The sequence below is a fragment of the Sorangium sp. So ce367 genome (assembly GCF_051520455.1).
GTDB lineage: Bacteria > Myxococcota_A > Polyangia > Polyangiales > Polyangiaceae > Sorangium > Sorangium cellulosum_B.
The window spans coordinates 25,414-39,228 of record NZ_CP150334.1 but is presented as its reverse complement, the minus strand read 5'-3'; the positions used below and the strand labels follow the sequence as shown (position 1 = coordinate 39,228).

At 71.8% G+C, this 13,815-nt stretch carries 10 protein-coding genes and 1 pseudogene; 7 read left to right on the top strand and 4 right to left on the bottom strand.

Annotation, left to right across the window (positions count from 1 at the left end; all coding sequences use genetic code 11):
• Positions 1-32: 32 nt before the first annotated feature.
• Positions 33-341, top strand: a complete 309-nt coding sequence (locus WME97_RS00140; RefSeq protein ID WP_272097071.1) for an HU family DNA-binding protein — start codon at positions 33-35, stop codon at positions 339-341.
• On the opposite strand, the gene lnt is transcribed toward WME97_RS00140, so the two are convergent.
• Entirely contained in the window at positions 328-2,085 is a 1,758-nt protein-coding gene (gene lnt, locus WME97_RS00135; RefSeq protein WP_437548435.1) for an apolipoprotein N-acyltransferase, read from the bottom strand. The two genes, WME97_RS00140 and lnt, sit on opposite strands and share 14 nt — an antisense overlap.
• A 130-nt stretch (positions 2,086-2,215) precedes the next feature.
• Positions 2,216-3,130: an outer membrane beta-barrel protein gene (locus WME97_RS00130; RefSeq protein ID WP_437548433.1), complete on the bottom strand. Its 915-nt coding sequence runs from the start codon at positions 3,128-3,130 to the stop codon at positions 2,216-2,218.
• Between the two features lie 236 nt (positions 3,131-3,366).
• Here WME97_RS00130 and WME97_RS00125 point away from each other — a divergent pair, with 236 nt between their 5' ends.
• The 3 genes from WME97_RS00125 to WME97_RS00115 all read left to right on the top strand — a co-directional run bounded on the left by WME97_RS00125 (position 3,367) and on the right by WME97_RS00115 (position 7,504).
• Complete coding sequence (locus WME97_RS00125; RefSeq protein ID WP_437548430.1) at positions 3,367-4,566, top strand: class I SAM-dependent rRNA methyltransferase; 1,200 nt, start codon at positions 3,367-3,369, stop codon at positions 4,564-4,566.
• 10 nt (positions 4,567-4,576) lie between these two features.
• The gene (locus WME97_RS00120; RefSeq protein ID WP_437548428.1) at positions 4,577-5,431 is read left to right on the top strand and encodes an HAD family hydrolase; all 855 of its coding nucleotides are present in this window, start codon (positions 4,577-4,579) and stop codon (positions 5,429-5,431) included.
• 183 nt (positions 5,432-5,614) lie between these two features.
• The gene (locus WME97_RS00115) at positions 5,615-7,504 is read left to right on the top strand and encodes a serine/threonine-protein kinase (protein WP_437548427.1); all 1,890 of its coding nucleotides are present in this window, start codon (positions 5,615-5,617) and stop codon (positions 7,502-7,504) included.
• Between the two features lie 134 nt (positions 7,505-7,638).
• Here WME97_RS00115 and WME97_RS00110 read toward each other — a convergent pair whose 3' ends face one another.
• Together WME97_RS00110 and WME97_RS00105 are read right to left on the bottom strand one after the other, a co-directional pair.
• Positions 7,639-7,962 carry a CxxC-x17-CxxC domain-containing protein gene (locus WME97_RS00110; protein WP_437555672.1) on the bottom strand — a complete coding sequence of 108 codons (324 nt, stop codon included), beginning with the start codon at positions 7,960-7,962 and terminating at the stop codon, positions 7,639-7,641.
• A gap of 144 nt (positions 7,963-8,106) precedes the next feature.
• Positions 8,107-8,247, bottom strand: a pseudogene (locus WME97_RS00105) (zinc-ribbon domain containing protein); the annotation flags it as partial.
• A 368-nt stretch (positions 8,248-8,615) separates the two neighbouring features.
• Here WME97_RS00105 and WME97_RS00100 point away from each other — a divergent pair.
• Genes WME97_RS00100 through WME97_RS00090 form a run of 3 tightly spaced genes read left to right on the top strand, consistent with a single transcriptional unit; the run spans position 8,616 to position 13,804 of the window.
• A complete protein-coding gene (locus tag WME97_RS00100; RefSeq protein ID WP_437548426.1) occupies positions 8,616-10,031 on the top strand; it encodes a hypothetical protein in 1,416 nt (471 codons plus the stop codon).
• 27 nt (positions 10,032-10,058) lie between these two features.
• A complete protein-coding gene (locus WME97_RS00095; protein ID WP_437548424.1) occupies positions 10,059-11,855 on the top strand; it encodes an ABC transporter ATP-binding protein in 1,797 nt (598 codons plus the stop codon).
• Between the two features lie 29 nt (positions 11,856-11,884).
• Positions 11,885-13,804 carry an ABC transporter ATP-binding protein gene (locus WME97_RS00090; protein WP_437548422.1) on the top strand — a complete coding sequence of 640 codons (1,920 nt, stop codon included), beginning with the start codon at positions 11,885-11,887 and terminating at the stop codon, positions 13,802-13,804.
• Positions 13,805-13,815 lie beyond the last annotated feature (11 nt).

The window sequence follows — 13,815 nt, the reverse complement described above, 5'->3', positions numbered from 1 at the left end:
AAACGGACGCCCCCTTTCGACTTGGAGGAAACATGCCCGGTTCGAACAAGCTGACCAAGGCGCAGATGATCGTCGGTCTTGCCGAGGCCACCCACCTCGACAAGAAGTCCGTGGCCAGCGTGCTCGATGCGCTCGGCGAGCTGGTGAAGAAAGAGCTCGGTCCGGAGGGGCCGGGCGAGGTCACGGTTCCGGGCCTCGTGAAGATCAAGGCGAAGGAGATCCCGGCCACGCAGGACCGGGAAGGCGTCAATCCGTTCACGAAGCAGCCGATGACCATCAAGGGCAAGCCGGCGAGCCGCAAGCTCCGCGCGGCGCCCGTCAAGGCGCTCAAGGACGGCTGAGCGGCGCGTCCGTGGCCGCAGCTTGCGTCGCCGCATCGGGCGGCGCGAGCTCCGGGGGCCCCGCAGGCGTTCGCGCCCCCGAGCTGACGCCCCGGGCTTGCCGCGGGGCCTTCGCTGTGGAGCGTCGCGCCCGGAGCGCGCAAGCGACGCTCGCGAAGGCGAGCAGCAACGCCATCGGGGCGTCGCCCAGACGGGTGTAGAGCGTCAGCGGCGTGTCCCTGACCGAGGGGGTCGCGAAGGTCACCCCCGGCGCAGCGCTCTCATCGCGGCTGCGCACCACGCCTCGGGCGTCGATCCATGACACGACGCCGAGGTTCACCGCCCGCACGAGATCACGGCGCAGCTCGATGGCGCGCATGACCGCGAGCCTCGCATGCAGCTCGGGCTCGGCGCTCCCGGTGAACCAGGCGTCGTTCGTGATGTTGACGAGGAGGTTCGGGGCGAGCGCCCCGGTGATCCGCCGCCCCACCCCGGTGAGCGTGTCCTCGTAACAGTTGAGCACCCCGATCCGGAGCTCCGGCCCGTGCTCTCGGGGCAACGTGAGGGCGCGCGGCTCCGCGCCCGGGACGAGCCCGCCGCTCTTCTGGAAGATGCGCCGCAGCCAGGGCAGGTAAGCGCCGCCCGGGACCGTCTCGCCGAACCAGAGCAGCTGCAGCTTGTCCTGCGTCGGCTGCATGCTCCCATCGGGGAGCACGAGGGTCGCGGAGTTGTAGCTGTTCCGTTCCTCGACGCCGTCGGCGGCCTTCACGGGCGGCGCCTGGGTGATGAGCCCCGCGAGGATCGGGCCACGGATGCCGGGCCCCAGGATCGCGCGACCGCCGCGCGGCGCCTGCCGGGCGCTGTGCGAGAGGGGGTAAGGGTACGCCGCCTCGGGCCAGAGGGTGAGCTCTGCGCCGCCGGCCTCGGCCTCCCGGGTGAGATCGTGCAGGGTTCGCAGGATCCGCGGGTGGTTCTTCGCCTGCCAGCGCTCGTGAGGCCCCACCGCCTGGTTGACGAGCGCGACGCGCGCGGTCGGCAGGCCGGCGCCGGCGCGCTCCACCGCCGCCATCCGCAGCGCGCCGTGAGCCGCGAGCAGCCCGAACAGCGCGACGCTCGAGAGCGCCGGGTAGAGGATCGCGCGGGGCAACCGAGGGCGGGTGGGCCGCGGTTCCTGCGCGGGCGCGCGCTCGAGCGGCCGCCCGCCCGGCGCCCTCCCCGAGGCGGCCAGGCCAGCGCGGGTGAGCAAGGCCGCCCCGACGGCGAACAGCACGGAGACGCCCCGCTCGCCGATGAGATCGGCGAGCTGCACGAGCGCCGGCCAGGGGCTCATGAGACCCGCAGGAGTCCAGCCGAAGACGGTCGGGATGGCCACGGCGGCGAACACGCCGGTCGCAAAGGCGAGCTCGAGGGGAACGCGCAGCCGCCGGAGGAGCGCGCTCGTGATGCCGCCGCAGATCGCCCAGACCAGCGACTGGGCGGCCGCGAGCAGCACCAGCGCGAGGTACGAGGCCGCCGAGCCGAGAGGTGTGAACCGCTGGATGACCTCCGGCACGAAGCGCAGGCCCACGACGCCCGCCGCCGTTCCCCAGACAGCGCCGCGCCCGAAGGCGCGCCAGATCGTCGGGGCGTCGTGAACGGCGGCCGCCAGCAGAGCGAGGCCAACGATGACGGCGGGGACCAGATCCGTCGGCGGCGCCGTGAGGGCGAACGTCGCGCCGCCAGCGAGGGCGAACAACAGCGGGGCGCGGCCACGGAGCGCGCGCATGATCGAGGCCTGGGGCACGATGCGTGCGTTATACCGCGTGGAGACGATCCGGACCGCGACCGCCTGGTCGAGAGCAGAACGGACGCGAACACCGCGCGGTCAGGGTGGACGGAAGGCTATGACGAGCCGCTCACCAGTAAATACTGAGCCCGCCGCGGAAGAGCCCCCCGCCCGACGTGTTGGTCGTCCGGCCGGTGTCGGGATCCGTGAACTCGGGAACGAGCCCACCGTCCGTGCGGCTGCGCACGAAGCCGAGCGCATCGACGTTCAGGGCGATGCGGGGCGAAAGCCGGAACTCGAGGCCGATGCCGCCGTGCGCGCCGAAATAGTCGTACTCCGTGTCCGGAGCGAACTCGGCGCCGCCGGCCGCGACCTCGCTCGAGGAGCGATCGACCTCGGCGTGCGCGATGTTCAGGCCGCCCATGAAGTAAAACTGGGTGCGGCTGCGCGGGTTGACGAACAGCATCCCGCTCAGCGAGAGCGGCACCTCGGTCCGCTGGTCGCCGTTGTAGTCCGTGCCCGCGAGGAAGTCGGCGCCCGCATCGATCGCGAACGCCGGGACAGGCCGGTAGCGCAGGCTGATCCCGACGCCTCCCATGCCAGCGTCCTCCGCTCCGCCGTGCTCGCGCCCCAACATGACGCCCTCCATGCGGAGGTTGATCCCCCAGTGGCGCCGCCAGCGCCGCTTCACCGGCGGGGGCGGCGCCGGCGGCGCCACGCGGCGGACGATCACGCGCGGCGGAGGGGCCGCCCCAGGCGCCACGACGATCACCTGAGGAGGCGGGCCCGACGGCGAGGTCTCGTAGACGACGACCGGCGGGGCCCGGCGGGCGGCCCCCCTGGCCGGCGGCGGGGGCGGCGGCGCCTCGTCAGGCGCGGCCTCGGCAGGAGCGGCGGGCGGCGGTTCTGCGACGGGATCGCGAGGCGGCTCCACTTCCTCGCAGAACCACGCGCCGGGAGGACAGTTGCTGTCCTCCTGCGCGAACGCGCTCATCGGCGCGGTCATCGCCACAGCAACAAGGGCATGGGTCAAGCAACGGCGCATCGGGCGACTCCTCTTCGGTGCAGGGAAGTTAGCAACCGGGATGCCATCGACCATCTTGCGGGATCGTCGTCACCATGGCCACGCAGCACGCCGGCGTGCATCGGCCGCCACGGCACGCTGTGGCGGAAGGTTCACACGCGCGCCGTTCCGCAGGGTACTAGCTCCCACGGCAAAGGTCACGGCGCGGTCGCCCCCGTCGGGAGCCCTGCCAACATCGAGACCAATCGGATTCCACCATGCCTACGGTTACGTTGAAGCAGGGTCATGTTCGGCCGGTGTGGTCGGGGCATCCCTGGGTGTTCGCTCAGGCGATCGCGCGCATCGAGGGCGGCGCGGTGGCCGGGGACGAGGTCGTCGTCACCGACCCCTACGGCAGCGTGCTCGGGCGCGGGCTCTACACCCCGCGCTCGGCCATCCCGGTGCGCATGTACACGCGCGAGGACAGGCCGATCGACGCGGCCCTGTTCCGGCACCGGATCGAGCGCGCCATCGCGCACCGCCGCGAACTCGGCCTGCCCGCGCGGGCGCCTGGCCATGAGACCGACGCCTTCCGCCTGATCCACGCGGAGGGGGACGGCCTGCCCGGGCTCATCGTCGATCTGTTCGGCGACGTGGTCGTCGTGCAGCTCGGGACGATCGGGATCAAGCGCCGCGAAGGGGTGATCTTCGACGCCCTCCAGGCGGCGCTCTCGCCCCGCGCGATCGTGGACAGGACCCCGGAATCCCTCGCGAAGCTCGAGGGGTTCACCGCCGACGCGGGCGTGGTGCGCGGCGATCCCGCGCTCGATCAGCTCCGGTTCGTCGAGCGGGGGCTGCGGTACACGATCCCGCTCGCGCTCGGCCACAAGACCGGGTTCTACCTGGACCAGCGGACGCTGCGGACCCGCGTCGAGCAGCTCGCCCACAACCGGCGCGTGCTCGATGCCTTCTGCTTCGTCGGCACGTTCGCCATGGCGGCGGCCCGCGGCGGGGCGAGCGAGGTCCTCGCGATCGACGAGAGCGCGACGGCGATCGAGGTCGGGGCGGAGTGCGCGCGGGAGAACGGGCTCCTCGACCGGATCAAGTTCACGCGCGACGACGCCCGCAAGGCGCTGCAGAACGCGTCGAGGCAGGCGGGCTACGATCTCGTCATCTGCGACCCTCCGAAGCTCGCAGGCACGCGCGCCACCAAGGACACCGCGCTCACGGCGTACCGGCGCCTCGCGGCCGGGGCGTGCCGGGCCACGCGCCCGGGCGGCGTCCTCGTGCTCTGCTCCTGCTCCAGCGCCGTGAGCCTCGACGATCTGACCCGGGTGCTCGCGCTCGGCGCGCGCGACGCGCGCATGCAGGCCGCGGTGTTCGACCGGCACTTCCAGGGAGGGGATCACCCCGTCCCCGCCGCCTTCCCCGAGGGGCTCTACCTGAAGAGCCTCATCGCGCGCATCGACGCGCTCTGACGATCGCCCGATGAAGCCGCTCTCCCTCCTCCCTCGCCACGCCGCGCGCGCCCTCGCCGGGGTGATCTTCGATCTCGACGACACCGTGCTGGATCACGGCGCCCTCACCGAGGCGGCGTACGCAGCGCTCTTCCGTCTACGCGAGACGGGGCTCGCGCTGATCGCCTGCACCGGCAGGCCCGCCGGCTGGGGCCAGGTGCTCCAGCGGCAGTGGCCGATCGACGCGACGATCGTCGAAAACGGAGCCGTCGCGCTGGTCCGCGAGGAGGAAAGCGGCGTCGCCGGCCATCGAGGAGGACACGCCCCGCACGCCGGCGCGAGCCGCGTCGTCACGCTCGACGACCTGGACCGCGAAGCGCGGCGAGCCCGTCGGGCCGAGCTCATCGGGCTCGCAAATGACATGGTGCGTCGTTTTCCGGCGGCGGCGCTCGCGGACGACAACGACCAGAGGGTGACCGACGTCACCATCGACATCGGGGAGCACCGGCATGTCCCGCCGGAAGACGTGCAGAAGATGCGCGCCGAGCTGCGCGAGCGGGGGGTGAGGACGCTGCTATCGAGCGTCCACCTCCACCTGACGCACGACCCGTCCGACAAGGCCACGGGGATTGTGCGCCTGCTCTCCGCTCGGTTCGGTGAGGATCCCACCCGGGCGCGGCAACGCTACGCGTTCGTCGGCGACAGCGGCAACGACGGCGTCGCCTTCGCCGCATTTGTGCTGACCTTTGGGGTGGCCAACGTCCGCGCCCACCTCGGCAAGCTGTCCGTACCGCCGCAGTTCGTGGCGTCCCTTCCCATGGGCCGCGGGTTCGCGGAGATCGCCCAGCAGATCGCCGAACTGCGGAAGAATGCACCCGAACCGTGATCTTGCCGCGCGCAAGTCACTTCGCGCTGCGATCCGCCCCACACCTGACGCAGGTAACCTAGCCGCGGCAGGCACCGAAGGAATAGGATCGGTCTTTCGGGAGGGCCGTGCCTCCCAACCCTTTACAGGGGCGCGTGTTCTCGGGGACCATGACGTTGGTCCCTCGCCCGCCAGCGGCAGCAGATGGCGTTTCGACCCCCGACCCCCGGCCTCCTCGTCGACAACAAGTACCGCCTCGCGGAGCGCATCGGCGGGGGCGGCATGGGCGACGTGTTCCGGGCGGAGCACGTGCTTGCAGGTCGCGCCGTTGCGATCAAATTCCTCCACCCAGAGCTGGCGGACAACTCGGAGCTCTCGCACCGGTTCTTCCAGGAAGCGCAGGCGGTCAACCGGATCCGCCACCCGAACATCGTCGACGTGATCGACGCCGGCGTCGGCGAGCTCGGTCCGTACATCGTGATGGAGCACCTCGACGGCGAGTCGCTCGGCATGGCGCTCGCGCGCTTCGGCCGCCTCGACATGGAGGCCGCCGTCGGCGTCGCGATCCCGGTGCTCGAGGCGCTCGACGCCGCGCACCGCGCGGGGATCATCCACCGCGATCTCAAGCCCGAGAACATCTTCATCGCCTTCGATCCGAGCCGCGGCTCGGCCGTCGTCCGCCTGCTCGACTTCGGCATCGCCAAGGTGCTGGACTCCGATGGCCCCTCGCCGCGGACGCGCACGGGCGTCGTGTTCGGGACGCCCGACTATCTGTCGCCCGAGCAGGCCACGGGGGAGTCGCCGCTCGACGGTCGGAGCGATCTCTTCTCGGTGGGCGTGCTCCTCTACGAGGTGCTCACCGGCACGCGGCCGTTCCGCGCGCCGACCGCCGTGGCGACCGCGTTCCGCGTCGTGCACGCCGAGGTGCCCACGCTCGCCTCGGCGGGCGTGACCGTCGACCCGCGGCTCGAGGCGATCGTGCAGCGGCTCTTGCAAAAGGATCCCGCGAAGCGGTTCCAGACGGCCGGCGACGTCGTCCGCGAGCTCGAGCGCGTCGCGCCTGATCCGCCCCGGCGGACGACGGCGCTCGGCAGGCTGATCAACGTGCAGCGGCGGATGGCGCTGAGCCTGGGGAACGCGCCGGAGAACGAGCGCGATCGCCTCTCGTCCTCGCGCGATCGATCGCGCCCGGGGTTCGACGTGAACCCTCCGCCGCCGATGCGCATCTCGCCGTCGATCGTGCCGGGGGGGCGCGTCACCGAGGCGCCGCCCGGGATGCGGCCGTCGTCCTCGGAGCCAGCGAAGCCCGCGCCCGGCATGACGCTCTCGAACGCGCTGCGGAGCCGCGGCTCGGAGCCCACGATGCTCTCGCAGCGCGGCGAGTCGCTGCCCACGGTGCGCAGCGCCGACCTCGGGCACCGGGCCGAGCCGACCGTCCGCAGCGCGGACTTCGGCTCCTTGATGAACCGGACACGCGACACGCGGCGGCCCAACGTCACCCCGGTCCGGCCGCTGCCGGCGCGCTTCGCCGGGCAGTACCAGGTGCGCGGCCCCGTCCTGCGGAGCGTCGATCGCACCATCGTGGATGAGTACGGGAGGAGCGCGCGCGACGAGGTCGTCTCGCAGATGCCGCTCCGCTACGCCGACGACTTCAAGCACGACTCGATCAACGCGCTCGTCGGGTACGAGCTCGAGGCGCTCGACGCCTACATGGAGCTCGCGACATCGCTGGTCCTGCGCGATCTCGAGCGCTGGCGCGACATCGGCAGGCTCGGCGTGGGCGGCGAGCTGCACAGCCTCGTGCGCACGCTGTTCGCCCGCCCGCTGACCGACATCGCGTCGCTCATGCGCCGCGGGACATCGATCTGGTCGCGGCTCTTCACGTTCGGCTCGTGGCGCGTGGCGACGGGCCCGACCGGGCGGGTCACGCTCCACATCGGCGACTTCGATCCTGCTTCGCTGCCGCTCCGGCTGTGGGTCGTGGGGATGGTCGAGGAGACAGCGCGCCGCGCGTCCGGCGGCGGCGTGAAGGTCACGATCACGCTCGGCGAGCTCGGCTTCACCTCCGAGCTCGCCTGCGAGATCAGCCTCTAGCTCCGCCCGCCCGAAGCCCGGTCAGAGACAGCCGGGCTTCGGCGCCGCTTCGCGGCCGCGCCGGCCGCACGAGGAGCGACCGGCGCTCGGGGGTGTGCCGCAGTGCGATGGCTGCGCGTCGCAGGAGGCGTCTCTCAGGAAGGCTTGCGCGCGCGGTAGCACGCCTGACAGAACACGTCGCGGCCCTCGACCGGCTTGAACGGGACCTCGCCCTCGGAGCCGCACGACTTGCAGGTGATCGAGAACGTCGGACGAGTGCGCGGCGCGCGAGGCTGCTGCGCCGGACCGCGGCTCGGCGCGGCAGCGCGGCGCTCACCGGTGAACGAGGGGGCGCGGTAGTTGCCGTCATCCCGGAAGGGCGCGCCGCCGCGCGGGCGGTTCGGGTAGTGGCTCTGCACCGCCCATGCGGGCGTCAGCCCCGAGTACGCGTCCTGCATCGGGCTGCGGTACTCGTTCACGTCGCCCGTGTAGCGGGGCTTCCGAGGCTGGCTGTCGCCGCGCGCCAGGCCGCGATGCCCCCCGGCACCCCGAGGCGAGCCAGGGCGCTGGCGCTCCGCAGCGCGAGCCGGCGATCCGCTCTCGCTCTCCCCTCGATTGTCCTTGCGCGCACGGCGGCAGGTCCGGCACCGCTTGGGCGGGGCAGCGAGCTTCCGTTCGGCGTAGACGGCAGCTTCCGCGGCCGAGAATAGGAACGACGTGCCGCAGCTCGCGCAGACAATGTGCTCGTCTCGATGCTGTTCCATGATTCCTCTTTCGTCAGGCCGACGGGCCTCGCAGGCTCACGGGCTCGGGTAACTCGGATGACTCGGGTGACTGGAGCGCCCGGGAGCTGCCCCGCTGCGCTGGAGAAGCGCGATTTACGCGGGGTTCTACGTGATATCGGTGGGATCGCCCTCTTGATGGGGTACGGGAGTGCCTACGGTGACATGCTTGTCAGGGCGGTCAAGCGTGCCGCCTCCACGCAACGCCAGGATCGATCGCGCGGCGCGGAGCTTTGATTTCGAAGCTCCTCACGATACCATCCGCGCGACTTTCACGAGGAGCACAGCTCCTCCCGTGACGGACCACGAGCAGCATCCGCCCACGCCGCGCATCGCAACCAGTCGAAGCAATGAGCCATCCCTCCCTGCACCTCACCGCTCGTGACTTCGACGCGTACGCCGCCGAAAAAGCGACCTCGAAGGCCTACTCACGCCCCCGCCTCGAGGTGAAGCAGCGCGCGCTCGCCTGGGCGCGCGGCGTCGTCTCCCGGCTGGCCGAGCTCGGCATCTCGGTCGATGTCCATGGCTCGGACGAGCACCCGTCGATCCGCAACAAGCACCGGGCCGACTGCCAGTGGGTCTTCTTCTGGCGCGACCAGGCGGCGCGCGACGAGCTCGATCGCCTCCTCGACCGCGGCCGCTCGATCTCCGACGCGATCGACGATCCGAGCCCCTTCACGCGGCACGCCTTCCTCGCGCTGCGCATCTCGGAGAGCGAGGTGCAGGTGTGCTTCGCGGTCCACCCGGACGCGAAGGTGGACGTCGACAACCTCCGGGCTCGCCTCTCGGCGACGGAGGAGGCGACGGGCGCGCCAGCCTCGCCGCTCTCCGCCGAGCTCACGAGCGCGCTCCACGCGCTCCCGGAGCAGTTCTCGTTCGGCGCCGCCGGCGGCGATCGCGTCGCCTGCAGCGCGGCCACCTCGGACGCGATCGCCGAGATGCTCCGCCGCGCCGCCGACGGCCAGGTGCCGCTCTGGATCGGCTGGGCGATCCCGCGCGAGACGGCGGTCGAGCACGCCGACATCCTCGATGAGCAGCTCGAGGACGCGCTCGTCGCGCTCGCCCCGATCTACCGGCTCGTCGCGTGGTCGCGCGAGAACGACCGCATCGCGCTCGACCGCAAGCTCGAGGGCATCGAGCAGGAGCGGGCGCGCGCCCACGCCGAGCTCGAGGCCGAGAACGAGCGATGGCGCTCCGAGCAGGCCCGGGCGCGAGAGCGCTCGATGGAGCAGGCTCGAGCGCGCGGCGATGAGCGCGTCGAGGCCGCCCTGCCCGCCCGCCGACCGACCCTGGCGACGCTGTTCAAGGCGCCGAGCAACGCCGGCGCTGGCCGCGGCGGAGAGCCGCGGCCCTCGCTGAAGCGGGTCGGAGAGGGCAGCGCCCCGGCCCGGCGAGCGCCGCACGGCGAAGCAGAGCAGCAAGCGAAGGCCGAGGCTCCGCAGAAGCCCTCGGCCGATCACGCGCCGCGAGCGCAGCGTGGTCCGTCCGGCGAGCCAGAAGCTGCCGCGAAGGTCGCGCCCGATCCCGCCAAGGGCGGCGTGCTGGAGAAGGGCAGCCGCGTCCGCGTGCGACGAGGCCCCTTCGGCGACAAGATCGGCGTGGTGAGCGAGCTCGATGGGCGCGGAGGCGCGCGCGTCCTGCTCGGCCTGCTCTCGACGAGGCTCGAGCTCGACGATCTCGAGCTCGTGGTCGACGGAAGAGATCGGCCCGCGCTCTCGACGTCGCACCGCAAGCCGCTCGCGCCGACGCCGCGCAAGGCGCGCTGAGCGTCGCCGCGCGGCCCCCCCCACGCAATGGTCAAGCGCGATCCCTCAACTTACCCCGTCGGTCTCGGCGCGCAGTTCCGCCACAAGCTTCCGCTCTACCTGACGGGCGCGGCGCTGCTCGCTGCGCAGCAGTTCCTCATGGCCAGGCGAGATTTCCTGGTCAAGGACGCCGTCGACGCCGCCGTGAAGGCGCAGTCGAGCGAGGCCGCGCATGCGGCGCTCCTCATGCTCGCGGTCAGCGTGGGCGCCGCGATCATGCGCGTGTTCTCGCGGGTCACCATCTTCACGGCGGGCCGCAACGTCGAGTACGAGCTCCGGGCGATCCTGCTCGCGCGCCTGCACAAGCTCGGGCCGGCGTTCTTCCGCAAGATGCCGACCGGCGACATCATGAGCCGGGCGACGAACGATCTGACGCAGGTCCGCCTCCTCCTCGGCTTCGGCCTGCTGAACGTCGTGGGCTCGATCTTCGCGTTCACGAGCGCCCTGTACGTGATGCTCCACATCTCGAAGAGGCTCACGCTCGCGGCGCTCCTGACGATGCCCGCGCTGATGCTCGTCACCCGGTCGTTCTCGACCAAGCTCTTCGTCCGCACCCGCGATAACCAGGAGGCGATCGGCGCCATGAGCGACCGCGTCCTCGCGAGCCTCGCCGGGGTCAGGGTCGTCCGATCGTTCGCGCTCGAGGCGTCCGAGATGGCCGCGTTCACGAGCACGAACCAGGGCTACCTCGAGAAGAGCCTCGCGCTCGCCAAGCTGCGCGGCTCCATGGCGCCGCTCATGGGGGCCATCAGCTCCGTCGGCGTGCTCATCGTCTTCTGGTACGGCGGGCGGCTCGTGCTGGAGCAGCAGATGACGCGGGGAGACTTCGTCTCCTTCTGGCTGGCGCTGTTGCGGCTCACCTGGCCGATGCTCGCCCTCGGCTTCGTCGCCGCCATCGTCCAGCGCGGTCGCGCCGGCTACGACCGGCTCAAGGCGATCTTCGAGGCCATCCCCGAGGTCGTGAGCGGCCCGATGCCCTCCCCCGAGGTCGTCCGCGGCGCCATCTCCGTCAAGGACCTGACGTTCTCCCACGGCGCGAGGAAGGTGGTCGACGGCGTGAGCTTCGACGTCGAAGCGGGCGGCTCGCTCGCCATCGTCGGGCGCACCGGCTCGGGCAAGAGCACCATCGCCACGCTGCTCGCCAGGCTCATGCCCACGCCCCGCGGCTCTGTGCTCCTGGACGGCGTCGACATCTGCGACCTGCCGCTCGACACCGTGCGCGCGAGCATCGGCTACGCGCAGCAGGATGCGTTCCTCTTCTCGACGACCGTGGCCCGCAACATCGGCTACTCCCTCGACGATCCGGATTCGCCCGCCGCCTTCGAGACGATCCGCGCGGCCGCCGCCGAGGCCGAGGTGCTGAACGAGGTGCTCTCGCTCCCTGACGGCTTCGATACCGTGGTCGGGGAGCGCGGCGTGCAGCTGTCCGGCGGGCAGCGCCAGCGCGTCGCGCTCGCGCGCGCGCTCGTGCGCGAGCCGAACGTCCTCGTCCTCGACGATCCGCTCTCCGCGGTCGACGCGAAGACCGAGCAGGCCATCCTCGCGGCGATCGAGCGGCAGGCCGCGCGACGGACCGTCATCCTGATCACCCACAGGGTCGCGGCCGCGCGGCGGTGTGACGCGATCGTCGTGCTGGAGCAGGGTCGGGTCGTCGAGCGCGGCACGCACGACGAGCTCGTCCGCGCAGGCGGGATCTACGCGACGTTCGCCGAGGAGCAGCAGCTCGAAGAGGATCTCGCGACCTTCGAGGCGTCGCCGTCCTCGCAACCGGTGGGGCTCTCGTGACACAGCCGGCTCACGGAGACAGCGCGACGATGCGGTCGAAATCGGGCGGCGCCTCGGCCGCGGGTGAGGCGGGCGCGGGCCCGCGGCGGCCGGCGCAGGCGGCGGCCACGGGGCGCGGGGCGACGAAGGCGAGCCGCACGGAGGACGTGCTGAGCCGGTTCCACGAAGAGTCACGGCTCGGCGAGGCGTACGACGCGCGCATGCTGCTGAGGCTGTGGCCGTTCGTGCGCCCGCAGGGCACGCACCTCGCGCTGTCGCTCGCGCTGCTCGTCGTCACGGCGCTGCTGGCGCTGCTGCGCCCGCTCATCATGCGCGACGCGCTCGATGCCTTCGACACGCCCGGCGGGCTCGATCACCTCACGCGCAGCGGCTTGTTGCTCACGGGCGTCATGGTCCTGGAGCAGTCGCTCGCCTTCCCGCAGCTCTACCTGATGCAGCTCGCCGGCGCGCGCGCGATGGCCGACCTGCGCGTGCGCGTCTTCGGCTTCTTGCACACCCGCCGCCTCGGGTTCTTCGATCGCACGCCCGTCGGCCGGCTCGTCACGCGCGTGACGAACGACGTGGACGCGATCGGCGAGATGTTCGCGTCCGGCGCGCTCAACGCGTTCGGCGATCTCCTCCGGCTCGCCGTCATCGTCGCGGTGATGGTGTCGCTCGACTGGCGCATGTCGTTGCTCGCCTTCGCGGCGGTCCCCCCTGTCGCCCTCGGCGTCAACTGGACGCGGCGGCGGATGCGCGACGCGTTCCGCGAGGTGCGGGCGAAGACGGCCCGGATGAACGCGTACCTCAACGAGCAGGTGTCCGGGATGGCCGTCGTGCAGGCCTACGCCCGGGAGGAGCGCTCGGCCGAGGAGTTCGACGAGATCAACGCGGCGTACCGCAACGCGAACAACCGCTCGATCGTGCTCGACGCGACGCTCGACGCCGCCATCGAGATGGTCTCGAGCGTCTGCATCGCCGCGGTGCTCTGGTACGCCGGCGTGAACAGCCTGAAGGACGAGATCTCGTTCGGGACCTTGTTCGCCTTCGTCGCCTACATCGACATGTTCTTCGTCCCGATCCGCGATCTCTCGGCTCGATACACGCTGCTGCAGTCCGCGATGGCCGGCGCGGAGCGCGTCTTCGAGCTGCTCGACAACAAGGACGAGGACGCGACGGCGGCGGCGACGAGCGGCGGCGACGCGGCGAGGGCGGCGGACGAGGGCGTCGCGTTCGAGCTCGACAACGTCGGCTTCGGCTACAAGCCGGGCGTGCCCGTGCTGCGGCACGTGTCGATCGCGGCGAGGCGCGGCGAGAAGGTCGCGCTGGTCGGCGCGACCGGCGCCGGCAAGAGCACCGTGGCGTCGCTGCTGCTCCGCCTCTACGACGTCGATGAGGGCGTCGTGCGGGTCTTCGGCCGCGACGTCAGCGCGTACCCTCGCGACGAGCTGCGCCGCCAGTTCGCCGTCGTCCCTCAGGACGTGTTCCTGTTCCCGGGCACGGTGCTCACCAACATCGCGGCCGGCGACGCGATCCCCGATCGGGCCAAGGTGGTGAACGCGCTGAACCGCATCGGCGCCCTCGACCTCTTCGAGCGGCGCGAGGGCGGGCTCGACGCCCCCGTGCTCGAGCGCGGCAGCAACTTCAGCGCTGGCGAGCGCCAGCTGATCGCCTTCGCCCGGGCCCTCTACCGCGACCCGCCGCTCCTCATCCTGGACGAGGCCACGGCCAACGTCGACAGCGACACCGAGGCGCGCCTCCAGCGCGCCCTCGAGGGAGCCATGGAGGGGCGCACCGCGCTGATCATCGCGCACCGCCTCTCGACGATCCGCGCCGTCGATCGCATCGTCGTCTTCCACAAGGGCTGCGTCGTCGAGCAGGGCACGCACGAGGACCTGCTCGCCGCGGGCGGCGTCTACAGCAAGCTCTACCGGCTGCAGTTCGCCCGGCAGGCAGCGGCGCACGCCTAGGAGCGCGGGCC

Bases quoted from the DNA above. Each gene is read 5' to 3' on its own strand.
- WME97_RS00120 (WP_437548428.1), top strand. From the start codon at position 4,577: ATGAAGCCGCTCTCCCTCCTCCCTCGCCACGCCGCGCGCGCCCTCGCC.
- WME97_RS00130 (WP_437548433.1), bottom strand. From the start codon at position 3,130: ATGCGCCGTTGCTTGACCCATGCCCTTGTTGCTGTGGCGATGACCGCG.
- WME97_RS00140 (WP_272097071.1), top strand. From the start codon at position 33: ATGCCCGGTTCGAACAAGCTGACCAAGGCGCAGATGATCGTCGGTCTT.
- WME97_RS00115 (WP_437548427.1), top strand. From the start codon at position 5,615: ATGGCGTTTCGACCCCCGACCCCCGGCCTCCTCGTCGACAACAAGTAC.
- lnt (WP_437548435.1), bottom strand. From the start codon at position 2,085: ATGCGCGCGCTCCGTGGCCGCGCCCCGCTGTTGTTCGCCCTCGCTGGC.
- WME97_RS00095 (WP_437548424.1), top strand. From the start codon at position 10,059: ATGGTCAAGCGCGATCCCTCAACTTACCCCGTCGGTCTCGGCGCGCAG.
- WME97_RS00100 (WP_437548426.1), top strand. From the start codon at position 8,616: ATGAGCCATCCCTCCCTGCACCTCACCGCTCGTGACTTCGACGCGTAC.
- WME97_RS00090 (WP_437548422.1), top strand. From the start codon at position 11,885: ATGCGGTCGAAATCGGGCGGCGCCTCGGCCGCGGGTGAGGCGGGCGCG.
- WME97_RS00125 (WP_437548430.1), top strand. From the start codon at position 3,367: ATGCCTACGGTTACGTTGAAGCAGGGTCATGTTCGGCCGGTGTGGTCG.